Origin of the sequence: Legionella rowbothamii (assembly GCF_900639985.1) — a bacterium.
Taxonomy (GTDB): domain Bacteria; phylum Pseudomonadota; class Gammaproteobacteria; order Legionellales; family Legionellaceae; genus Legionella; species Legionella rowbothamii.
Window position 1 is genome coordinate 410,438 of the sequence record NZ_CAAAIM010000001.1, and the last position, 24,617, is coordinate 435,054.

Here is a 24,617-nt window from a genome sequence, read left to right on the forward strand (position 1 = left end):
AAAAAAAACGAGTCCCCAACTCCGTGAACCTGAATATGACACTCATACTATAAATTATTATTGTGCCACATACAGGAAATCCTTCGTAAACTCCTCAGGATGACGTACTTTAAAAATAGCGTGCTAAAATTAAAGAAATAAACGATATACAAATAGATTAAAACATAAAGAGCATTAAGGAAAATGTATACTGAATTTTTTCAACCAAATGCCTTACCATTGGATCAGTTAAAAGGAGTATATGATTCAAGATTAGTTATCTTATCGTATCTGGTCGCGGTGATGGCGTCTTATGTTGCTCTTGATTTAACCGGTCGATTACGAGATCACAATAATACCAAAAAAGACACATGGCTCTGGTTAATTGGGGGAGCTATTGCTATGGGCTCAGGGATTTGGTCTATGCACTTTATTGGTATGCTTTCATTTAGCATTCCCGGCATTACCTTAGAATATAACCTGTACTGGACGATTCTTTCACTCTGTGTTGCTGTATTCGCCTCCGGTTTCGCTTTATTTTTATTAAAAAAATCGATAATAAATATTATTCACCTGATTGCTGGTGGCTTCATTTTAGGTTTATCTATTGCATCGATGCATTATACCGGGATGACCGCCCTACTTATTTCCTTAAATATCAGCTATTTACCGAGTTTGTTTTTGTTATCCATTTTAGTGGCTATTATCGCATCGGAGGCAGCAATTTGGTTTGCTTTAAAAAGCAATACGGTTGTTGCTGCATTAAGAAATCGAATTAAAACTTTATCTGCCATGATCATGGGTTTTGCAATTTTCGGTATGCATTATACGGGCATGGCTGCTTCTGTATTTAGCCCTCTGTGCACCCCCAGCATTAGCACCGATGAAATATCAGGGATATCTCCAGCAGCCTTATCAATTATTATTGCAGCAGCAACATTTATCATTATGGGAGTGGCTTTTTTGGCCTCCAACTATAAGGAAGCAAAGAATCAGCAACAATTTGAAAAGGCACGTGAATTGGGCATGGCTGAAATGTCTGCATCAGTTTTACATAATGTAGGCAATGTAATCAACTCAATAAATATTTCTATTGAAACGCTGCTCGCCAATAGAAATTCAAGCCCCTTAAAAGCACTAGAAAAATTAGCGACCTTATTTAATACTCATAAAGATGATTTGCCCCAATTTCTTAGCCAAGACACTCGAGGAGCCCATATTCCAGCCTATATTAATGAACTGGCGCTCTGCTGGGAAAAAGAACATACACATGACGTCGCCGAACTGGAAGAAATGACTAAAAATATAACGCTAATTAAGAGCATCATTAACACCCAGCAAACAGCCGTTAAAAAGGAGCCTTTCGAACAAATTATTTCACTTAATGAGCTCATTGATGAGTCTCTTTTATTATCGGGAACTTATTTAAATAAAGAGATTCGCGTTATAAAAGAATATGGTGATATCAAACCAATTGTGATTGATCAAACAAAACTGTTCCAGATACTAAACAATATTATTTCTAATGGTAAGGATGCCTTGGCGGAGTCGGCCAATACACCCAAAATATTAACCATTAAAACTGAGTTAATTACTAAAGATAAAATAAAAATTCAAATTTCTGACAATGGAGTGGGTATTTCCAACTCTAATTTATCTCAAATTTTTATTTTTGGTTTTACAACTAAAAAATCGGGGCATGGTTTCGGACTCCATGCATCTGCTGTGGCTGTTAATGAATTAGGTGGAGAAATCCAGGTTTCAAGTGAAGGAGAGGAACAAGGCTCCACATTCACCATTTATTTACCTAACAGTAAAGCAACCATATTAAAAAACATGTAGGAGTTTTATTATGAGTAAGCAAATAGATTTTCGAATCTTAATTATTGATGATAATCCTGCTATTCATCAAGACTTTCAAAAGATATTAAAAACCGAACATTCTAATGATCATCTTAATAAACTAAATCGGCTTATTTTTGGTGAGGAAATGAGCCCAGAAGCTGATTTTAACTCCAAAAGTCTCCCTAACTTTCAAATAGACTGCGCATCTCAAGGTCACGAAGGCATTCAATGTATTCAGCAAGCGGTGAATGAAGGAGAGCCTTATGCCTTGGCTTTTGTTGATATCCGTATGCCTCCAGGCCTGGACGGAGTGCAGACAATCAAGCAAATTTGGGAATTAGATCCAGAAATGCAAATTGTAATTTGCACAGCTTATTCAGATTATAGTTGGGAAGAAACTGTCAATGCATTAGGCCTGAGAGACAATTTATTAATTCTCAAAAAGCCCTTTGATAGTGTTGCAGTTCGTCAGTTGGCCTGTTCATTAACAAAAAAATGGCGCTTAATGCAAGAATCAAAAAATCGTGAGGATATATTAGAAAAAACGGTAAAAGATCGCACTGACTCCCTCCAACAAACCCTATCAATGCTGGAGTATCAAGCCACCCATGACAGTTTAACTAATCTACCCAATCGAGTATTGCTCGTGGAGCGAGTCAAACAAGAGATTGCTTATGCGCAACAGAACAACTCAAGCTTTATATTAATTTTTATCGACCTGGATCGATTTAAATTAATTAATGACAGCTTTAATCATGAAACAGGGGATATCTTGCTTAAACAAGTTGCCGAACGATTATCTAGTATTAGGCGTAAAAAAGACCTGATCGCTCGTTTAAGTGGAGATGAATTCATTTTTATTGCAGTCCCCCCCCAAACAGAGCATCGTGATGATTGTTCGGATATTGCAAAAAAAATCTTAGATACACTTAATAAAACATTGGATATAGCTCATCGAGAACTGATGATCTCTGCAAGCCTTGGGATTAGTATTTATCCTCAAGATGGCAAAACCGTTGAAGAGCTTTTACGTCATGCCGATTTAGCGATGTATCGCTCAAAAGCATTAGGCGGCAATCAATTTCAGTTATATGCTCATGAATTACAAGAAAAATGTGTTACACGTTTAGAGGAAGAAACTGACTTACGCCAAGCATTATTAGAAAATGAGTTTTTTATAGAGTATCAACCACAATACGATACTAAAAATAATAAACTAATTGGTGTTGAGGCCTTAATTCGCTGGAATCATCCTAAACACGGCATTCGCTTACCCATGGAGTTTATCCCACTTGCCGAAGAAACAGGCCTTATCGTTCCAATGGGGGAGTGGCTGATTAGTACTGCCTGCCAGCAAAACAAGGCTTGGCAAGATAAAGGGATTGCTCCGTTCCCTATTGCGGTAAACATTGCTACCAAACAATTCATGCAACCCAATTTTATTTCTATGATAAAGACAATTTTAGCCGAGACTAAGCTTGAAGCTAAATATCTTGAAGTAGAAATTACCGAAAATGTTCTTATTAATTCCAACAGTGTAATTCATGCGATTCGGCAACTGAAACAAATGGGTGTTAACATTGTGCTTGATGATTTTGGTACCGGAAACTCTGGATTTAATTATTTGCATCATTTGCCAATTGATCAGCTAAAAATCGACCAATCATTTGTACAAAATATAAATACAAATCGTTCTGATGAAATAATTATTCAAGCAATTATCAATATGGCTAATAGTTTAAAATTAGATGTAGTTGCTGAGGGAATTGAAACTCTGGGACAGCTTAAGTTTCTTGAATCGCATTCATGTTATAAGGTTCAAGGCTTTTATTTTAATCAGCCAATGTCAGCGAATCAACTTGAAAAATTAGTTCTATCATTCCCGAATAATATTCCATCGATGTGATTAAGAAAATTAGAGCGCAAGGAGTAGGCCGGTTTTACAGCCCAGCCTACGGGATGATACTCTAATCTCAATAATTTTTCAGAACTGCCTGAGCTGTGCCAGGCATTACTAAAGCACCATTAGTTGGATCATAAGTTGGCGGCGCATTTTCGCTAACCGTTAACTGACTTAAATAATAATTGGTGCTAACCCCCACAGGACTTGGTGCTGTATACACCTCCCCACTTGCTCCAATCACAGGAGTAACAACAATATTTGTAATGGGTGCAATACAGGCCAGACCGACCCCTGCCAATACCGTTATTCTCCCTTGATAAGGGAGCGTTGTGGTAAAGCAAGGGGTTGTAGGCCCATTTTCAAAAGAAAGTGTTACTGAAGTTGGTACAGAACCATTTGCTCCCAACAAATTAACTACATCAATCCGCTGAATTGGCGCATTTCCAGCACAAAGACCCGTCGAGACGACCAGCCCTACCAGTGTGTTGAGAATCCCTTTTCTCTTCATCGTATATCCCTCAAAACAAGTTAAACTAGGCCATGAGCTTGAACAGGCACGCCAAAACAATTATTCACATTAAATGGATTACTCTGATCCAAATTAGTGAAGACAAAGTATCCTGTTGTTGGATTGGTGAAAAAACCAGTAATTACTGCGATATTATGACCAGTAATGAGCTGGTCTTGCATCACATAGTTTCCATTCAAGCTATATGAAGTAACGGTACTGGTAGTATCACTAAAAGAGCTGCCGAGTAAAACATACTGAAAGGGGTAACTGGTATCAATGTAACAAATAACATTATAAGTCACCGAGGGAATCAAACCTGCAAGCGATACCTTCATACTTGTTCCCGGAGCTACATTTCCGCCCCCACTTAAAGTTACTACAGAACTTGTTGGCGCAGCAACACTACTCATTGTCCCTAAAAGAAATAAAGCAGCAATGCCTGTTCTACCCTTATTCATACAAACTCCTCCTGGAAAACTGCTTTTAGATAAAACGCTCAATAGGTTAAATAGTTAACTAACTATTTCCTGATCTCATTATCTGGTTTATAATCGACCAGTCATGAAGACTGGTCATAAGTCCTTAACTCATCGTACAGTATAAAACTATTTGATTATTTTCAACATTTATGAGATTTGTTTATGGGAAAATCACAAATCAGCCGTATAAAGCAGGCATTTTTTAATCGTACCTACAGGAATGATAGTAATTTTTCGTTTACTCAGGCGAACTTTGATTTAATCCAATTACAAAATGAATTTTCCTCTTTATACCAAATACTCCGATCGAATAAAGAATATTGGGCAAACCATGTTGAAGTGGTGCTTTATGCTAGCTATGTCTGTGATTTAATGATTCGCTATTATGAAATAGATTATCACCCAGCCGAAATCGAAAAATTTAAGAAACAAAAAAAGGAAATTGATTCGCTCGTAAAAGGCCACTCTTTTTCTAACGAAAACACATCAACCGGAAATACATTTTTTATCTTTTTATTAGAACAAATTAAAAGTAACTTCGATGACCCTAATGTTAGCCTTGATACGTTAACCACTATCCGTCAAAAAGTGGGGGAGCTAAATACCAATCGCTCTAAATTTGGTTACAGCCGCGCCCTTGCCATGCAACTGTTAGCTTATCTGGAACATAGTTCGCTTTTTGAATTAATCCAGGAAATGAATGAAATTCTCGGTAATCAATATGGTTTTGTAGATAGCATTAATCTATTAAACCAATCCCGTGAAGCCTTAGCGGCATTGGGCATTATTCTATTTGCTTTTCGTTTTATCATTAATCTCATTATTGGAATTAAGCAAATCGTACAGGCATCGATTGAGAAAGAACTCTCAGTTTCTAAAGTTTTCAAACAAGAACTAGAGAAACGTGGTTTTACTATGGCAAGTGATTTAGTTTGGTCTCTAGTCGGTTTATTAACTACATATCCTAATTTTTTCCATGTTCCAATCTCATCTGTATCCCCCATAATTCTTGCTTTTTTAGTCTTTGATGCCTTATTGCTCCTAACCCAATGGCTTTATGAGGCTGCTAACTACAAAAAATATGTATACGAATTAACCCAGCAAAAAATAGGTGCTGAAGCGATTGAACTTCTAGTGATTCAACGACAAATGGATTTACTAAAAGATGAATGGGAGTCTCAATGCTCTTATTACGCGATTAATATCTTAGGCGCTCATATCTTAGCCATCAGCTTTGCGGCCACTCTGATTTATACCGGTCCTCTAGCCATAGCGGGAGTGGCTTTGTTTAGTATGTTAGGAAATGCATTATATAATACCGCAGAAGAATATAAAAAATACAAAAAAACTCAAATTGCCGTGACTCGTGAACTAACTAACGGAGAAATCCTAAATAATGAGCATCATCAACAATTATTAAGCTTGCTCCGCAAAGAACGTGACGAAGCCCATGCTGAATTATGGAACTCATTGGCATTTAACTTTGGTGGGATCGCGTTTATCATTACCGCCACCGTTGTTTGCTGGCCTGTAGCCTTAGTGGTTACCGTAGGGTATATTGGCCATCAATTGAATAAATCCTATCAAAAACAGCTCCATATTCATGAGAAAGATGCTGTGGCTCATGATCTTTATCGATTTATAAGTGTGGATAATGATGGGCCTCCTGCTACCAGCGTTGGACTAACATAACCTGATGTGAGTCCAAGATCTTCAATTTGCTATAATTAACAAAAAGGAGATTATTATGAGCAAAAACACTCAGCCACAAAAGAAAAGAAACCAAGCCAATCAACCCGACAGCACTAGAAAAGAAAAACAAAAAGCGCGTGAAAAGGAATTAGATGAAACATTGAAAGAAACTTTTCCTGCTAGTGATGCAACAGCGAAGTATTAGGCTATAACCATTTAATGGTAGGCTAGGCCCATGGCCAACATAGAATTATGGTGTGAATCGTTGCCTTGTTATGGGGCCAGGGGCTCCGGGTATACACATTCCCCTGTATTTCAATAATAAAAATATCTTCAAGAAACATTTCTCCTTGTGCACATCACTTACTAAGCCTCCTTGGGTGCCATAAGCAGGGTAATTTTAATGCCTAAGGCAAAAAGATGGAGGCTATTTTGACCTAGAACCACCATCAGAATAAAGATCAACAATCCGTCTATTAAATTATTTTTCAATCATGAAGATTAAAATGAATGCTACATTTATAATATAACTAAGGTAGTTAAGTAGAAACTATGACACCATTATTTCCAGAAAAAGGGCAACTTATCCTTATTAAACAAAGAAAAGCAGGTGACTGTTATCTTTTATGTTCATTAGATTGCATTCTTAATGGAGAAACAGAAAACAGAGACCTAGTTCAATCACAATTCACTCAAACCCCAGAAGGCGTGATTCTACGTATTAAACGTACAGATCAAAGTAAAAATTTAAACCCAGAAAAAATGAAAGGAAAATATAGCTACTCCTACGATGCTCAAACAGATGAAGATGTTATTTTTATCGATAATTACAAGCTTGAAGCAATAGATAGTGATCCTCGGGGTGTGGAGTCAAACTCTCTTGCAGTAAAAATTTTAGAACACATTAGTTCTTATTATTATATCGGATACTGGGACAACGGCGATCCATCCGCCAGTCTTGTTGCGCATGATATCGCTGAGCGACATCAAGAATCATCTACGGTATTTGCCGGCAAGCTTTTAGGCCTTGAAGCAGTAGATACTCACGATATTAACGCAATTATTAATTTAAAAACGAAATACCCAAATGAACCTATCTATATTAGTATGGATTATGGAAATAGAGATGGTTCTGGCCGTATCCATGGGCGACATGCATTAAGAATAGAACAAATTACGCCCATGCAACATGGTGATTATCAAGTAGTATTAGTTAATCCATGGGACAACACAAAGCAAGAAATCTTTACACTTTCTGAAATTAAGACAAGGCACTGTCGCTTTTCTGTTTTTGATGCAGCCTCTCCCCGTCTAAAGAACTTAATAAATCAAGGACCTCCTATAGAGCAACTTCCAGAGCCTAATATGGACCCAGTCCAGCTTTTTTTACGAAAAACTCCTAATGGAGTTGAATATTATGAAATATCTTGCTCTTACTACACAGAAGCAAAAGCAATTCAGCAGCAATTAAAGGCTCTGGCTGTTAACACCGCTGAGATAATTGAAGTTAACGGTTTTTGGATAATAAATTGTGATCCAGTAACTGTAATAAAGGATACGAAAGAAATCATTGACGAAGTACTTAAACAATATGAAACACCTCCATCAATTCAAAACCTTGGCCAGCGAGCCCCGTGGGGCCACCTGCAGCAAGCTATTGGGGTGTCCCCCCTACCCGAGCCATACCAACCTATAACACCGATAGCTCAACCATTGCACGCGGCTCAATTTAATCCAAGCTCCCAGGTATTGATTAATTCACCAATATCGCCAGTCTCCTTCAAAAGCTGGATTGCCGGATTGGATGCTCGAAAAGTTGTGGCTCTTTCTGATAGTTTACACAGCCTTGGAGCACATTTTGATTTATCTCTAATGCTACAAGAGATGAAACCCCTTTCTCCCTTAGAAGAAAGCCAATTACTATTTATATTAAGCAATTATAAAGTAGAGTATCGTGGCGGAACAAACTCGAAAAATTTATTAGTCATTAACGCACTAACTGGTGAAAAAGAAATTTTAAAACTTGAACATCGAATGGGAAATCCCCAAACGCATATTCGATCATTACAAAGCATTCCTAACTTACAAGAATATTTTGTTCCAGTTCACTCCAGTAGAACCGTCGTCATTACTAAAAGCAATAATGGTCACAATGAACGATGCTTGCAAATAACTGATTTTTGTCCTGGCAATGATCTCAGCACTAAAGCCAATATGAAGCTTTCAGACGCAGAACGACTCACTGCTGCGGGTAATATCTATTCACAAATGGCACATGCGCTAGTTCGCATGGAACAAAATGCAACATTTTATATGGATATGAAAAACTCAAATTGGTTACTGGATAAAAATGACCTGTTAAAAATAGCCGACACAAAATCCTTATGTCCTGCACAGTTACCTTTTCCTACCTATGGCCTCCTACTTAACTTGAACATGTTATCAAGCAACGGATATAAATGGCTTAAGACTAATTATATAAGCCCTCCAGAGACTATCAACTGGAACACCAATCCCGATGAGTATATTTCAGTTGGACATGCTGAAACATTTATGTTTGGAAAAAATCTCTATGAATTTTTAGCCGCGACCCCTCCCTCACGCTCAACCAATGAAATTCAATTATTTATGGAACAGCATGCAAATGCGGATGCATACGATTTTAGTGCGTCAGTTTTTCAAACCCCCGTGGGAAAAAGATATGTGTCATTGATTCAACTATGTATTAGAGAAAAGCCTGCTGAACGACTAACTCTGTCTCAAGTGCAACAAGCAATGCAGGCAATACAAAGCTTAGGACAAAATCCTCAAACGTTAACCGCATATCAGAAAAATTATACAGACTTGTATCAAATGCAAAATAAATATCCAAATATGGCCATAGAAATAGCGAATCAAATGGTTTCCTGGCAAAATAAAATGCTTAGTCCATTATTAACTAACCATGACTTAACCTTTATTAATGAAGCAATGCAAACCTATGCCATTATTATTGACACCATGCAACACCCTAGAGAACGCTATAAAAATGATAAGCAGGTACAACAAGAATTAGACCAAATTAGAGGTAGTCTTAATAAAGCTGATTTAAGACTAAGCGACTTAATGGCAACCAAGGGGCAACTTAATGAGTTGCTCAATAAAGCTGAGCAAGCTTTTATTCATCAACAACAGCAAACATTTGAAACGTTAACACACAAGTTGAAAGAAAATTATGGACACTTGCCTCAAATCCGGGATAATTTAGCGCAAATCGAAAATAGAGTCGGCTTTTATGCTTATATGTCACTCGAAGACATTAATAATTTTCTTGGAGCAATGGTTAATTCGATGGCGCTTTCAAATGCTAATATAGCTGTTAATCAGCAACACCATGTAGCCTCTGTTAATCCCTATTCCTTTTTAGCAGGCTCACAAATGAAAGAGCAGCACGAAAGTAAAATACAAACAAATGCTAATGAGCCCCCTCCTGATATAGAGACTCAAGACAAATATTCCAAGTAAAGGAGTTAAATATGCCTCAAAATTATTCTCAACTAGCTACAGAATTAAATCTAACACCCAGCTATGAAAATGAAGCCCAACTTAGTGCACTAAGACGCTGGTGTGCTGATCATTTTTTAGAGGACTCCCACAAGCCTACAGCATCTACTCCCAAAGATGAATACCAATTGTTACAAAAACAAGCAGAAGAGTACTTAGATTTGTTCCCGCAACATAATCGTGACTTAAATACCCCAAATAAAAATCTCGCAGGTTATACTCCGATACAATGGGCTGTACGTAAAGGATACAAAGATTTTTTAGAACAACACGTAAATAATGTAGATCCGATTCATAAAAGAACTCCGCTACACTTAGCCACAAGCTATGGGCTATTAGCTGTCGTACACTTTTTATTAAAAAACGGCGCAAAAAATCTTCCGGATCGCGGAGGGGAATATCCTATTCATTTGGCCTTAACTTTAAATATCATAGAGCAAACACCTTCCCTAAAAGACCAAAGCATACTCACTAGGACAACAATTTATCGACTGTTAAAAGCCGCCAAACCTGATGTGTTACAAAAAACGAACGCAGAAGGAAGAAATATTGCTCATCACATGGTCGTGTATGGATTTAATAACCTATTGAGCGAATTGATTAAAGCCAAAAGCGAACTACTTCTAGCACGAGATATCCTAGAGCTTACACCAGCCCATTTAGCAATTACTACAGGACAAACCTCCAGCTTAATCCTATTGCTTGAGGATGAGCGAATAAGAAACTTACTCGATGAAAAAGGTACCCTACTGCATTACGCAGCGGATTCAGGCTCAAAAGGTGACATTATGGCTTGTTTACAGGCAGGCCTCGACGAACATTACCAGGTGAACAAAAAAACTCCAGCCATGCGTGCAGTCCTTATGGGTAATGATAAGGCTCTTCAGGGTTTTCCTATAGAAAGCCTATCTAAAGAGCGAATTGGGGAAGATGAATTAACGCTATTGCACCTAGCAACAAAATACAATATAGAGGCGTCTCAAAAATGGTTATCTGAGAATACCAAACTCTCCAGTGTACCAGATAAAAAGGGTCGTCTTCCGGAGGATTATAACTCAGAACAGAACCTTCTAGCATCAAAAATGACCCTCTAAATAGTTCTACAGCACCATCGCCCGTATTGCGCCCTCCCCTAATACGGGCAACGGACTCTTATCAAACCATTAACAAACTCAATAAAACACAGTATGATGCTGCCCTAAATTAAAAATAGAGGTACAGCAATGAATTCCATCAGAAAAATCATGAGTCGCTTTATATTTATGGGCAGATGGATTCAATTACCCTTATATTTAGGGCTTCTTTGCATTCTGGCTGCTTATGTTTATCGTTTTTTATGCGAGTTAACCGAGCTTATGATTCACATCAATAAAGCCGATGATACCCTTATTATGCTAGGTGTGTTGGACTTGATTGACGTAGTGATGATTGCCAATCTGCTCATAATGGTTATCTTAGGAGGTTATGAAACCTTCATTTCTCCCTTACGGCTAGACTCCCACCCTGACCAACCTGAGTGGCTAGGGCATTTAGATGCCGGAGGTATGAAAGTTAAATTGGCTCTTGCATTAATAGGAATTTCCTCTATTCATCTTTTACGAACATTTATTGATCCAACCAAATTAGATAATTATGGCATTATGTGGCAAGTAGTTATTCATTTAACCCTTATTGTTTCCGCACTTGCAATTGCATTTACGAACAAAATACTCAGTCAAACTGCTGTATCCCATGTGATTAATGAAGAAGGCCATTAAAACGTTGAATTAAAAAAAGTTTGTTGACTATAAATACAGTTACTGTACATTTAACACTAGCAATTTAATGGCTAAACATAGAGTATGTTAACTCTCCCCAGCCTACGTCCCGCAGATAAGCAGCGGGTTCCAGGGATTTTTCCACCACATACGTGGCAGTAAATTAACGTACTTTAACCAGATGTTGCTTTATCCAGAAAATGATTTTTTTAACAATACAGGAGTAATATATATGTTTAAAGCAAAATTAGCTGCCTTTACCAGCGCCTTAATTCTTGCTGGAACTACTTTTGCTAGCTCAGAAGTATGCCCTGATCTAAGTGCGATTCAAGCTGAAGGTTTTTCAATGTCAATGCAAGTTTATGGTGTTTATGCCGCTTATCAAATCAGTGATTTTGGCACCGATGAAAACTGGGGTTTTGTGATGGCGCCTGTTGAGGCTGATTCTGAAGAAGAAGCAGTAGAAAATGCAAACGACATCTTAAACAGCATGACAGCCCCTGGCGTTCTTATCGATAATGGTGTTTGTAACTATGACACGGGCGTTCCCGATGTTTATGCTGTAGCAATTCAAGATGAATTTCCAACTCCATTAAAATTAAGACAGTATATTCGTCGCTAATCTAGTCGTATGTAAGCGCTCTTGTGGAATATTGTAGCGCAAAGCGTAGGCTGGGCTGTTAAGCCCAGCAAACATTCTTAGGGCCAGATCCCAATGCTGGTCTTAACAGCCCAGATAACACCGCTAGATTACAAAATGTTCCCACATGGACAGCTTATTTATACCTCACTAACAAAATTAAACCAGCAAACAAACCAATATGTTCTATAATCTTCTATTGTGGATGCTTTTGTTTCGCATTGTAATGTTAACTATTAACTACGAGGTGTGAAAAATGGATTTAAGTAAACGCATCGAACCCAAAACTTGGGCTTTTATAGAAAAAATTAAACAAACCGGTGGGAAGCCACTTTATGATCTTCCTGTAGAGGAAGGTAGAGCTATATTTGATAAATTACAGGCATTATCAACGGATAAACCCGAAGTTGACATTGATGACCACGTGATTAAACAAGGCGCAAAAGGTGAGCTCCATATTCGTATTGTTCGCCCTAAAGGAGCCAAAGAGCCTTTGCCAGTGATTATGTTTTATCATGGTGCGGGCTGGGTTTTCGGTGATTATCAGACACACGGCCGACTTGTACGTGAATTGTCTGTAGGCACCCACGCGGCAGTTGTATTTGTGCAATACAGCTTAGCTCCTGAAGCCCAATATCCTACTCAAATAGAGCAAGGCTATACTGCAATGAACTACGTGGCTGAACATGGGAAAGAATTAAATCTGGATACATCCCGATTAACCGTTGCCGGTGATAGCGTCGGTGGAAACATGGCCATCGCAATGACTTTGTTGGCCAAACAGCGTGGGGGCCCAAGAATTGACTATCAAGTGCTCATTTATCCTGTAACTGATGCCAATTTTGAAAACGGTTCGTATACTGAATTTGCTGAAGGCCCATGGCTTACTAAAAAAGCAATGCAGTGGTTCTGGGACAATTATTTACCCGATAAAGAACGAAGAAAAGAAATAACAGCCTCTCCCTTACAAGCAACTGTTGAGCAATTAAAAGGCTTACCTCCCGCTTTAGTTATTAATGGTGAGTGTGATGTCTTACGCGATGAAGGGGAAGCCTATGAACATAAGCTCAATGCAGCAGGAGTTCCTGTAACTGGAATTCGTCATCATGGTACGATTCATGACTTTTTGATGCTCAATGATTTAGCAGATACTCCTGCCTGTCGTAATGCCATCGAAACCATTAATGCCCACTTGCGCTCAGTGTTTGCGAAAAAGCATTAAAATGTAATGTAGCTAGTAGTTCGTAACTAATAGCATTTTAGTAAGTGTCATTAGTTGCGAGCAACTAGGCTTGTCTCTTAACCTTTGCCACATCATAAATCGTAATCGGGTCTTGAATCCCTTTGACTTTAACACGCAAATGCCCATTTGTTTCTATATTTTGGCCAACCTCAGAATAGGTAGCCTCAGAAATTAAAATTTGTCCCCCCAAGCTTAATCCCTGGATGCGAGAAGATAAATTAACTGAAGAACCTATGGCACTGTATTGCATTCGTCTTTTTGAACCAATGTTACCTACTATAGCATTTCCTGTGTTAATACCAATTCCCATATCTAATTGGGGTAAGTTTTTTTGGGCATTTTCTCGATTAAATTTTTTAAGCTCTTTTTGCATATCCAATGCACAATTCACGGCCCGCAACGAATCATTATCGGTCGTGTATGGTGCACCAAATAAGACCATAATCGAATCGCCAATAAAGGCATTAACAGTGCCATTATGTTTCTCGATCACCCGGACCATTCGAGTAAAATACGCATTTAAAAGCGAAACGAGCTGCTCAGCAGGGACTTTTTCTGATAAAGGAGTAAAATTTCTTAAATCACTAAATAGAATGGTAATTTTAGTTTCGTCCCCCCCCAATTTATGTTGAGTTGGAGAAGCCAAAATGCTGTTTACCACATCATCAGACATATAAAAGCTGAAGGTTTTACGAATTAAATCATTACGTATCTCTAATTGTTTTCTAATTTTATGCAATACATGATTTGAATAACGTAAAGAAAGTTCATCTTTGGCGATATTAGCCAGGTTTATCAACAAATCCAGTTGTTCCGGCTTAAGTTCTTTAGGAATGGTATCAGCCAAACAAAAAGTTCCTACATTATAACCATCAGGAGAAGTAAGAGGCACACCAGCATAAAACCTAATGAAAGGTGCCTTTCGTACAAAAGGGTTGTTTACAAATCGCTGATCCAAGGTTAAATCTTGAATAATTAAAGGTTCATTTTTTTTTATTGTCTCATTGCAAAAAGCAATTTCTCTTGGGGTTTCTTTCTCCTTTAAGCCATGCAATGATTTAAACCACTGTCTTTTTTCATCTAGAAAAGCAATGTAACAAATGGGCGCTTTCAATAAATCAACAGCTAAACGCACTAAGCGATCATACCCCTCTTCACTATGGGTATCCATGATTTGCAAGGCATTCAAGGCATCGACCCTTTGTTGCTCTAGTTGGTCACTGCTTAATGATTTTTTTGCTATAGCCATGTCAATCACTCCATTACACAGGAACATCACGCCCTTTAATCAAGTATAGACCATCAAAATTATCAACTATACTCAGTGCAAGTTCGAATTGGAGTGAAAAAATTGTTGCCGTGGCATACACAACGACAAAGAAAAAGCGTTTCGTTTTAAGCTAAATGAAACACTCAAAAATGTTTTGCAAACCTAAATATACAATCCACTACTTATTGACACTATTGCATCAGATAAATTACTTACATTGAGTTGCCTGGGCCGCTATACTCTTCGGTATTGGTCACATCTTCTTTACGCTCTGAGATTTCAGATTGATATTGCTGTTTAAAATCAGAAAACTTCTCTTTATTTTTCTGTTCTTCAGATTTACCTAAATTTGCGAAAAAGTCACGGATATTCGAAAGAGTATTTGTTAATTCTGAAAGGATGTTTGCTATAAATCCTTTACTTTCGCTAGGCGCTTCCTTGATAAGTTTTGACTCTTTAGCATTATCCATAACCGTATCAATACATCCCTCTAATACAGGGAAAGCCCCACCCACAATTTCATACTCGTCTGCATCTGCTTTTGCTTTAACCAGCGATGCTTCAATTTTATTCAATTGGCTTAAAGCCGAATTAATAGCCCCAATCATTTTACCGGCATCATTTAATAACAACTGATCTCCGTTCAGTGTGCGTTCATTAGTATTACAATAACGAGTGAAATCAGTACCTGCTTTAATATAAGGTTGATCTCGGTTCTCAATCCCAACGCCCTCATCATCATATTCTTGAATTGTATAAGCCTTCTCTAAAAAATCCGAAGGCTTCTTACTGTAATCTGCAGTGGAATCAGGGCTTACTTGATACAATTCTGCCGTAGCGTATCCAGCATCGAGAATCTTATAGAGTTCTTTTTTCAAATCCATCAGATGTGTACGGGATGAATCAATATATGATTGAATTTGTTTTTGGTTTTTTTCTACATCATCTCTATCAATCATTTGAATCGGATTATCACCATCTTGTTGCATCAGTGATTTAAGATTATTGGGCAGAGAAATTTTACTTCTACTAACGCGCATATTTTGGGGCCCCAGTAATTTCAAATTATACTCATATTGTAACATAAACACACATAATTATCCTGGTAAGTTCCCAAGTCCTCCCTTCGTATTCTTAGATTTAAAACCATTTGAAACAGTTGCAATAAATAGATTGATCTTATATTGTGACACCGGGATTAAATGTAACTAAAAAGGAGTTGTTATGCCCAAGCTGAGTGACTATAAAGTTTTGGATTTTATTACCCCCAGCGTTTCTCTTACGTTCGATCTGACTCAAGAGCCTGTGCAAACAAAAGCATTGCTTGTGGTTGAACGAAATCCAAACTCTTCATCGGAGGTCACTGACCTTAATCTGAACTGTGAAAATATGAAGTTAATCAGTATCACCTTAAGTGGAAAAAAACTGCAGCCTGACGAGTACGAGTTAAAGGACAACGTATTAACCATTAAAAACGTGCCTCAAGGCGGCCCTTTTTATATTGAGGCCATTTCTGAGTTAGGCCAAAACACGGACTTATTTGGTTTATATAAAACAGAGGGCACCGTCTTAGTGAAAGCAGAAACCGAAGGATTACGACGTGTATTTCCCTGCATCGACAGACCCGATAATTTAGTGGAGTATGTTACCACCATCATCGCAGATAAAAATCAATATCCAACCCTGCTCTCTAATGGAACTCTTACAGGGCAACGCACCTATGATAATGAAGTCCATTCAGTTACCTGGAATGATCCCATTCCCAAACCCAGTTATCTTTTTGCCATGGTCGCAGGTGATTTAACATGTTCTACCACCACATATAAAACGAAACAAGGCCGAGAAATACCGATTGAATTTTATCTCCCCAAAAATGAGATTGAAAAATGCGACTTCGCTAAAGATGTACTAAAAGGCGCGATGAAATATGACGAAGATCGCTTTAATCTGGAGTACCTCCCAGAGCTAGTTAAAATTGCGGGAGTTAATAAATATGCCTCTGGCGCATCTGAAACAACGGGTTTAATTTTATTTAATACTGCTAATTTGTTAGCTACTCAAGCAAGTAGAACAGATACTGATTTCATCCGCGTTCTTGACGTAGTAGCACATGAATATTTCCATACGTGGACCGGTAATTTAGTGACCATTCGCGACTGGTTTAACCTGTCGTATAAAGAGGGACTAACCACCCTAAGAGCCTCTTTATTCTTAGAGCATTGTTTAGGGGTGGATTTAGACCGCATGTTTGATGGAAAAAACCTTGATGAGCGCGCCCCAAGACCTGAGTCATATACTGAAGTACGAAGTTTATATACCACCGCAGCCTACGAAAAAGGAGCAGAAATTTTCCGCATGATCATGAATGCCATGGGCGAAAAAACATTTAATAAATGCTTGTCTGTCTTTTTGAAAGAAAACAAAGGTAAAGCGATCACCCTCGAAAACATTATTGATTCCTTAAGTAGTCAATCTGGTATTGAATTAAGTCCATTTTTAAACTGGTTCTCCACTACCGGCACCCCCAAGGTTATGGTAACAGATGAATACAATCCAGAAACAAAAACTTATAAAATAAAATGCGTCACTCATGATGGCAAAGACCGTCCAATTCCTGTGAATCTCATGCTATTCAGCAAAGATGGCTCCCCGATTTCTCAAGAAGATGTGCTCATGCTTGATAAACCGGAAATGGAGTTTGAATATCCCAATATTCATAAACGCCCAACACCCTCATTACTACGCGGATTTTCGGCACCAATACACTTGGAATATGACTACAGTAATGCGCAACTACTTTTGTTAATGCAATATGATGGGGATATTTATAACAAGTGTAAAGCTGCAAAAATGCTTATTACCAATATGGTCCGTGATTATTGTGCGGGCAAGGAACTAGAATTTAACTCCGATTTCATTGTTGCGTACATGAACTTGGTGCTTAATAACCAACAAAAAACTTGGGTTTTAGCTGAGTTGTTGGCACTGCCCTCAGAAGAGGCATTGATTGCCAGTTTACCTAATGCTAATTTTGAAAAAATTGCCGAAGCACGCCGGTTGATACAAAAAGAGCTTGGAATGACCTTAAAATCTGATTTACAAGGAATGATTGACGAACTCAATGCCCCAGCTAAAGCAGACACCTCAAACCTTTTTGATATTAATGCAGCAGGTAATCGTCGTCTTAAATCAGTGTGCTATTCTTATTTGCTGACAGTTGCTCCTGAAACATCACAACAAGCATTAATTAATCAGTTTAATGAAGCTTTAGGTAAAAATATGACCGAAACTGTTTCGGCATTAAGCTTATTAGTTAATATCAATTGCAGCCAAGTGAATAAGTTATTAGATCATTTCTATACTTACTGGAAGCACGATATTGATGCTATTAACTATTGGTTTAATTTACAAGCAGCGTCTCATTCAACCACCGTGGTAAGTCGAGTAGCTGCTCTCTTGAAACATGAAGCCTTTGATATTACAAACCCAAATAAAGTATATGCATTATTAGGTGTATTTATCAAAAATCCATATGGCTTCCATGATGTCTCCGGTGCGGGTTATGAATTAGTTGCCTCAACTATTTTGAAATTGGAACAACTTAACCCAAGCTTAGCCGCGAATATCACTGAAAAATTTAGTACCTGGATTAAGGTAGAACCGAAACGCCAAAAATTAATGTTAGATTGCTTGTCTCATATTTATGAACAAGCATCTACTGAAGATGTGAAAAACATGGCAAAAAAGGAGTTAGAGAAGGCTAACGTAACATTACCTTCTCCAAAACCGCGCCTTATTCTCGATCCCCAACGAATTATTTGGGACTTCTTTGCAGATGAGACCTCTTCTCGGGTCAAAAAAAAACCTAAGGATGAACCTAACTCTCTAGAGCAAGACGATTCGTCAGGATTGTTCGATGATATAGTGAATGAAGTGAATATCTTATAAAGACTGGGAGGTTGGGCCATAAGCCCAACCTACACTGCTTATTCGTGATCCGGATGAACAACGAAAATACCCGGCGCATTGCGTAAATACTCATTATAATCCATTCCATAGCCAAAGATGAAATGATCTTCTATTTGTAATCCAACAAAATCCGCTGCTTGCAAACCATTTTCAACACGCTTACGGTATTTATCAACCAGTACAGCGCTGTAAACTTTCTTAGCGCCTAATTGATTAATTTCATTAATAATGGCAGCAAGGGTGATGCCCCCATCAAGAATATCATCAACCACTAAAACAGTTCTTCCGGCCAAATTAAGAGATGGTTTAACTTTCCACTGAATATCACCACCAACAGTTGCGCCCCGATAACGGGTTGCATGAACATAATCTACTTCTAAAGGAAAATCCAACCGAGGGAGCAAGTTGCCTAAAAGAACTAGTCCACCAACCATAACACATAACAATACAGGGTTCTCATCCTCCAATTCCTTATGGATGTTAATCGCCATTCGATCTAAAGCTGCTTCAACTTCATTAGTCGTAAACAAGCAAGTAGATTTTTCATATACTTCTTTAATTTTACTAGGAATAGTCATTTATGTGTCTCTCGGTAAAGATAGGGGTTATATATTACTCTTTGTTTTTTCCTTTCCCAGGAAATGGACTGACAGTACTACCGTAGGCAGGATTATCCTTAACTTTAGCTATTCCTTGCTTTTCTACTTCATCAATGCGATAAACCGATGGCATGGGAATAAAGGTACGCTTTACACCATTAAATTCCAACTTTAAACGCTCTTCAGAAGGATCGACTACTAATGTAGTCTGTTCGCCAAATACCAGCTCTTCCACTTCTAGAAAGCCAAATAACTCACTCTCTTTAATAGATCGTGCATATATTTCATAAATTGCCTCTTGATTAGCGAAAGTAATTCTGAATAAAGTTTTCTTCTTCATAAAATGAGCCTGTTCTGAACGCTAGAGGAATTATACAAAAATACGTGTGTTTTGGGTATAGATAATCCACCCATCTGCTACTTTTCACTTCGTAGAGGTCAAAGTAACCGGTTGCAGCGGTGATTGAAAGTCATTAATTGGCTGTGCTAGGGACCTTAGCGTTAATGAAGGATGTATTACTTGATACTTTTGCGCAATATAACAATAAAAGCCTGAGGGATAAGGCCAGAGCATCTTGCCAATTTCATCTAGAAAAGTTAATTTTTTAATCAATGTGGCACTATTTACAGGAGGTATATAGCAAAAATTGTTTAATGAAACCTGTCTATAACCTCGTTGAATGAACATGCGATTTAAATTTAAGGGAGTACGCATTTTTATATTGTGATCACTATAGCAATTCAATAAACCACACTTTATGGCGCCACCCCACAAGCTCCAAGGGTTAATGCAAAGCAAAATAACATGCCCCATCGGTTTTAGCACCCGATCAATCTCATCGATTAAACTGGAGCCCATATTAAACGGTTCTAAGCTTAAAGGAGCAACAATACAGTCAATACTATTCGCATTTAATGGCAAATGATTTAACTCACTTTCAATGTGAACTTGATGAGATAATGCAAAAGGGGAAACAATCCATTTATGTTCAAAATCCAATTTTTTTAGCCATGGATTCTCGCCACAACTCCCCAGCTGGATTAGGGTGTTCCCATAAATATCCAGGCCAGTTGCTTCCAAATTAATAGAAAACTCATGCGCAGCAAAAAGACCCAGAGGTGATTGAAACCATTTATTCAATGCCCGATAGTATTTTTTTTGCTGTTTAATCAACAAAGTAATGCCTTTTAAAAAGGTTAATCCTGAATTAAACTACAATACAACGAGTTTCACCCGCAAACAATCCATTTTACCTTTTTATATAGAAAAATGGTTAGGAATAAATTAATGGAATTTAATGTAGCCGGACAACAATTTGCCTTGGAACAATTTTTAGGCAAAGCAAAAACCGCAATCTATTATAAACAAGCCTCTACAGAAAAAATGTCGCTCGCCCAATACCTCATTAAAAATGATATCTTATCGGCTACAAATATTGCACAAGCCTCAGCGAAAAGCTTTGGGGTTCCCCTGCTGGATCTAGACAGTATCGAGATCAGCACCCTGCCTTTATCATTGGTGGATGAAAAGCTGATGCTCCGTCATGCCATGGCCCCTCTATTCTGCCGTGGAACCCATTTGTATCTAGCAGCCGAAGATCCCAGCAATCATAATGGCTTAAAAGAAATTCAATTTCATACTGGTTTGAATACCCATGCGATTGCAGTAGAAGCGAATAAATTGACTGCTTTATTCGCTCATTTATTAAGTCTTAAACATCATCAGGAATTGTCTACATACGATACACCGATTCAGCATGATGATCAGTATGAGTTTACTATCAATCCAATAGATAGCGATGATGCCCCTATTGTAAAATTTGTTAATCAAATCCTATTTAAAGCCATTCAGCAAGGAGCTTCTGACATCCATTTTGAGCCCTTTGAAAAAGAATATCGCATTCGCTATCGACATGATGGCATTTTGCATGAAGTAGCAAGCCCGCCAGTCAATCTGTCTACACGAATTACATCACGGATTAAAGTGATGGCAAAATTAGACATTTCCGAACGCCGTATACCCCAAGATGGTAGTTTTAAAATAAATCAGCCTACTAAACACCCTATTGATTTTCGTGTAAGCACCTGTCCTACCACAAACGGTGAAAAAGTAGTTATCAGAATATTAGATCCGGATACAGCAAAACTACACATTGAGGCTTTAGGATTTAACCCCAAACAACACGAATATTTTATGCGAGCAATAAAACGTCCTCAAGGAATGATTTTGGTGACAGGCCCCACAGGGAGTGGGAAAACTGTAAGCCTGTATGCGGCCCTAAATCTGCTTAACACAAATAAAGTTAATATATCCACCGCGGAGGATCCTGTTGAAATTAAAATCACTGGCATTAACCAAGTTAATATCAATCCCAAAGTTGGGCTCAGCTTCTCCAAAGTTTTACGTTCTTTTTTGCGACAAGACCCCGATATTATTATGGTTGGGGAAATTCGTGATTTAGAAACCGCCGAAATTGCAATTAAGGCAGCGCAAACTGGACATCTAGTGTTATCAACATTGCATACAAACAGTGCTGTAGAGTCCTTAACACGTTTAAGCAATATAGGTATTCCAAGCTTTAATATTGTGAGTTCAATAACTCTTATTATTGCGCAACGTTTAGCACGAAAACTTTGCGAGCAATGTAAAACTCCACGAACTGATCTTAATAAATCCAATTTATTAGCTTGGGGCCTTAATGAAACAGACCAGCTTTATAAAGCTGCAGGCTGTTCTCAATGTACGGATGGATATCGAGGCAGGATTGGATTATTCGAAGTATTACCAATGACACATACCTTAACCGAACTCATTATGGCCGGCGCTAATTCATTGGATCTTATAAAAGCAGCCCAAAAAGAAGGTATGACCAGCATTTATCAATCAGGTATTGAAAAAGTACAGCAAGGAATAACTACCTTAGAGGAGGTCAATCGGGTAACCGTTGAGTAAATTATGATTCAGATTAAAAAAAATACCAGCAGCCTGCTAAGGTTTCGTTATACAGGTAAAAATGCATTAGGGCAAAAAATATCTGGGGTCATTCAAGCACGGAATTTAACGCTCGCTAAAATTGACCTACGCAAACAAGGTATCATTATTAATAAAGTAGTCCCGAATAGAAATCTAATGATTTTTAATCAATTAAATAAAAAGCTTACTTCAGAAGACATTGCATTATTCAGTCGCCAACTCGCAACCATGGTTGAATCAGGAATACCGTTAATACATGCGCTTGATATTATCGCTAAAGGACAAATAAAGCTACATCTTCAGGAGTTAATTAATGAGATTAAGCATGATATTGGAGCGGGATTAACACTTTCTGAAGCATTAATAAAACATCCCCAGTATTTTAGTAGTTTATTCTGTAATTTAGTTAAAGCAGGCGAGCAATCAGGCACACTAGATATTATGCTCAACAAGATTGCCATTTATAAAGAACGAATTGAATCCATAAAAAAGAAAATAAAAAAGGCAATAAGTTATCCAATAGCAATTATCAGCGTTGCGGTTATTGTCACTGTAGGCTTACTTATGTTTGTTGTGCCACAATTTGAAATCTTATTTCAATCATTTGGCGCCGAGTTACCCACCCTAACGCTAGCTGTGGTTAATATCTCCCAATATATTCAGTCCTGCTGGTATTGTATTGTTGCTTCTTCGGCCTTAAGTATTTATGCATTTATTTATGCACAAAAACATTCAGCATCTTTCGCATTAGCTATTGATAAGCTGCTATTAAAAATACCAATTATTGGTTTAATTATAGAAAAGACCGTTATTGCGCGGTTTTCAAGAACCTTATCCATTACTTTTGCCGCCGGTTTGCCCTTAGTTGATGGCCTTAAATCAGCTGCCGGTGCAACAGGAAATATGATGTATTTTAAAGCAATAGAATATATAAAAAATGAAGTTTTTACTGGCATACCTATAAACAAAGCCATGGAAAATACTCGCTTATTCCCCAATATGGTCATGCAAATGATCGCGATTGGTGAAGAGTCTGGAGCCTTGGAAAAAATGTTAAGTAAAATTGCAGACTTTTATGAAGAAGATGTAGATAATTCAGTGGACGCACTAAGCCGTTTATTAGAACCGATTATCATGTCCATCATTGGAGTTCTCGTCGGAGGGCTGATTGTAGCAATGTATATGCCCTTGTTTAAATTGGGCTCGGTAATTTAGAAGGAAAAATAAAATGATGCATGAACTCATCACTTACCACCCCTGGTTCCTTTATGTGGCCGTGGCCTTACTTTCACTAGCAATAGGGAGTTTGCTTAATGTGGTCATTTATCGTTTACCCCTTATGCTCAAAAACGAATGGCTGCATGAATACAATGAATTAATGAGCATTGAAGATGAAGAAAGAACCACGCTAAATTTGTTTTTGCCTCGTTCATTTTGCCCCTCATGCAATACCATGATTAAGGCTTGGCAAAATATCCCCATCCTAAGTTTTTTAATACTACGGGGTCGTTGCTATTACTGTAAAACCTCTATTTCACCTCGCTATCCATTAATTGAAGTAGGCACTATGCTGTTGTCCCTTTTTGCGTGCTGGCATTTTGACTTTACGTGGCAGTTAGTTTTTGCACTGAGCGCCATCTGGCTTTTAATTTGCCTTTTTTTTATTGACTTAGATTATCAATTGCTGCCAGACAGTTTAACTTTAAGCTTATTGTGGTTAGGTTTAATTGCGAATACGCAAAATTTATTTACCTCCCTGCCTGATGCAGTTCTTAGTGCTGCTGGCGCATACCTTCTGTTGTGGTTTCTTATTAAACTATTTTATTTAGCTACAGGTAAAATTGGCATGGGAAATGGGGATTTTAAATTGTTTGCTGCTTTTGGTGCCTGGTTTGGCTGGAAATTATTACCCTTGATTCTCCTGTTTTCGTCAATTGCTGGCACAATAATTGGGCTCTTATATTTATACTTGAACGATAAATCAAGAGATACTACAATCGCATTTGGCCCTTTTTTATGCATTTCAGGATTAGCCACATTATTTTGGGGACAAGAGCTTTTAGATTGGTATTTGCATTTGTGGTTCTAAAAGTAGCTCCAGATAGCCATTAAGTGGGCAATGTTAGGTACATGGTCAACATTGAGTTCAGATATGGGCTTAATGCATTCTTGTTGGGCCATGGGCCCAACCTACTATTTATAAAACGATTATT

At 37.9% G+C, this 24,617-nt stretch carries 20 protein-coding genes; 13 read left to right on the forward strand and 7 right to left on the reverse strand.

From position 1 onward, the window contains the following. Positions 1-183 precede the first annotated feature (183 nt). Both E1P08_RS01715 and E1P08_RS01720 read left to right on the forward strand, forming a co-directional pair. On the forward strand, positions 184-1,821 hold the full coding sequence (locus tag E1P08_RS01715) for an MHYT domain-containing protein (RefSeq protein WP_133135291.1): 1,638 nt from the start codon (positions 184-186) through the stop codon (positions 1,819-1,821). Positions 1,822-1,831: 10 nt separating this feature from the next. Continuing rightward, positions 1,832-3,730, forward strand: coding sequence for a two-component system response regulator (locus E1P08_RS01720; RefSeq protein WP_133135292.1), 1,899 nt, complete (start codon positions 1,832-1,834; stop codon positions 3,728-3,730). A 67-nt stretch (positions 3,731-3,797) separates the two neighbouring features. Here E1P08_RS01720 and E1P08_RS01725 read toward each other — a convergent pair whose 3' ends face one another. Together E1P08_RS01725 and E1P08_RS01730 are read right to left on the reverse strand one after the other, a co-directional pair. Next, positions 3,798-4,235, reverse strand: a complete 438-nt coding sequence (locus tag E1P08_RS01725) for a hypothetical protein (RefSeq protein WP_133135293.1) — start codon at positions 4,233-4,235, stop codon at positions 3,798-3,800. Positions 4,236-4,255: 20 nt separating this feature from the next. Beyond that, positions 4,256-4,696: a hypothetical protein gene (locus E1P08_RS01730; RefSeq protein WP_133135294.1), complete on the reverse strand. Its 441-nt coding sequence runs from the start codon at positions 4,694-4,696 to the stop codon at positions 4,256-4,258. Positions 4,697-4,879: 183 nt separating this feature from the next. Here E1P08_RS01730 and E1P08_RS01735 point away from each other — a divergent pair, with 183 nt between their 5' ends. From E1P08_RS01735 to E1P08_RS01760, 7 genes are all read left to right on the forward strand, one after another. Beyond that, a complete protein-coding gene (locus E1P08_RS01735; RefSeq protein WP_133135295.1) occupies positions 4,880-6,409 on the forward strand; it encodes a hypothetical protein in 1,530 nt (509 codons plus the stop codon). Positions 6,410-6,464: 55 nt separating this feature from the next. Beyond that, positions 6,465-6,614 (forward strand): hypothetical protein, encoded by a 150-nt coding sequence (locus E1P08_RS17095; RefSeq protein WP_165485059.1) that lies wholly within the window; start codon positions 6,465-6,467, stop codon positions 6,612-6,614. Between the two features lie 347 nt (positions 6,615-6,961). Then, positions 6,962-9,913 (forward strand): protein kinase domain-containing protein, encoded by a 2,952-nt coding sequence (locus E1P08_RS01740; protein ID WP_133135296.1) that lies wholly within the window; start codon positions 6,962-6,964, stop codon positions 9,911-9,913. Between the two features lie 11 nt (positions 9,914-9,924). Next, positions 9,925-11,046 carry an ankyrin repeat domain-containing protein gene (locus tag E1P08_RS01745; RefSeq protein ID WP_133135297.1) on the forward strand — a complete coding sequence of 374 codons (1,122 nt, stop codon included), beginning with the start codon at positions 9,925-9,927 and terminating at the stop codon, positions 11,044-11,046. 129 nt (positions 11,047-11,175) lie between these two features. After that, positions 11,176-11,709: a TIGR00645 family protein gene (locus tag E1P08_RS01750; RefSeq protein ID WP_133135298.1), complete on the forward strand. Its 534-nt coding sequence runs from the start codon at positions 11,176-11,178 to the stop codon at positions 11,707-11,709. Positions 11,710-11,941: 232 nt separating this feature from the next. Continuing rightward, positions 11,942-12,331 (forward strand): DUF4949 domain-containing protein, encoded by a 390-nt coding sequence (locus tag E1P08_RS01755; RefSeq protein WP_165485060.1) that lies wholly within the window; start codon positions 11,942-11,944, stop codon positions 12,329-12,331. Positions 12,332-12,605: 274 nt separating this feature from the next. After that, complete coding sequence (locus tag E1P08_RS01760) at positions 12,606-13,571, forward strand: alpha/beta hydrolase (RefSeq protein ID WP_133135300.1); 966 nt, start codon at positions 12,606-12,608, stop codon at positions 13,569-13,571. A gap of 64 nt (positions 13,572-13,635) precedes the next feature. On the opposite strand, the gene E1P08_RS01765 is transcribed toward E1P08_RS01760, so the two are convergent. Together E1P08_RS01765 and E1P08_RS01770 are read right to left on the reverse strand one after the other, a co-directional pair. Next, on the reverse strand, positions 13,636-14,841 hold the full coding sequence (locus E1P08_RS01765; protein ID WP_133135301.1) for an adenylate/guanylate cyclase domain-containing protein: 1,206 nt from the start codon (positions 14,839-14,841) through the stop codon (positions 13,636-13,638). 233 nt (positions 14,842-15,074) lie between these two features. Beyond that, positions 15,075-15,902, reverse strand: a complete 828-nt coding sequence (locus E1P08_RS01770) for a hypothetical protein (protein ID WP_133135302.1) — start codon at positions 15,900-15,902, stop codon at positions 15,075-15,077. A 184-nt stretch (positions 15,903-16,086) separates the two neighbouring features. On the opposite strand from E1P08_RS01770, the gene pepN reads away from it, so the two are divergent. After that, complete coding sequence (gene pepN, locus E1P08_RS01775) at positions 16,087-18,810, forward strand: aminopeptidase N (protein WP_133135303.1); 2,724 nt, start codon at positions 16,087-16,089, stop codon at positions 18,808-18,810. 38 nt (positions 18,811-18,848) lie between these two features. Here pepN and E1P08_RS01780 read toward each other — a convergent pair whose 3' ends face one another. The 3 genes from E1P08_RS01780 to E1P08_RS01790 form a co-directional block, all read right to left on the reverse strand. Beyond that, positions 18,849-19,409, reverse strand: coding sequence for a hypoxanthine-guanine phosphoribosyltransferase (locus tag E1P08_RS01780; RefSeq protein ID WP_133135304.1), 561 nt, complete (start codon positions 19,407-19,409; stop codon positions 18,849-18,851). Between the two features lie 34 nt (positions 19,410-19,443). Then, entirely contained in the window at positions 19,444-19,770 is a 327-nt protein-coding gene (locus E1P08_RS01785) for a DUF1820 family protein (protein WP_133135305.1), read from the reverse strand. An 84-nt stretch (positions 19,771-19,854) separates the two neighbouring features. Then, positions 19,855-20,607, reverse strand: a complete 753-nt coding sequence (locus E1P08_RS01790) for a methyltransferase domain-containing protein (protein ID WP_133135306.1) — start codon at positions 20,605-20,607, stop codon at positions 19,855-19,857. Positions 20,608-20,718: 111 nt separating this feature from the next. On the opposite strand from E1P08_RS01790, the gene pilB reads away from it, so the two are divergent. From pilB to E1P08_RS01805, 3 genes are read left to right on the forward strand one after another with little or no spacing between them, the layout of a single operon-like run. Then, entirely contained in the window at positions 20,719-22,383 is a 1,665-nt protein-coding gene (pilB, locus tag E1P08_RS01795; RefSeq protein ID WP_242602340.1) for a type IV-A pilus assembly ATPase PilB, read from the forward strand. A 12-nt stretch (positions 22,384-22,395) separates the two neighbouring features. Continuing rightward, the gene (locus tag E1P08_RS01800; protein WP_133135977.1) at positions 22,396-23,619 is read left to right on the forward strand and encodes a type II secretion system F family protein; all 1,224 of its coding nucleotides are present in this window, start codon (positions 22,396-22,398) and stop codon (positions 23,617-23,619) included. 13 nt (positions 23,620-23,632) lie between these two features. Beyond that, a complete protein-coding gene (locus E1P08_RS01805) occupies positions 23,633-24,493 on the forward strand; it encodes a prepilin peptidase (RefSeq protein WP_133135308.1) in 861 nt (286 codons plus the stop codon). Positions 24,494-24,617: the final 124 nt, after the last annotated feature.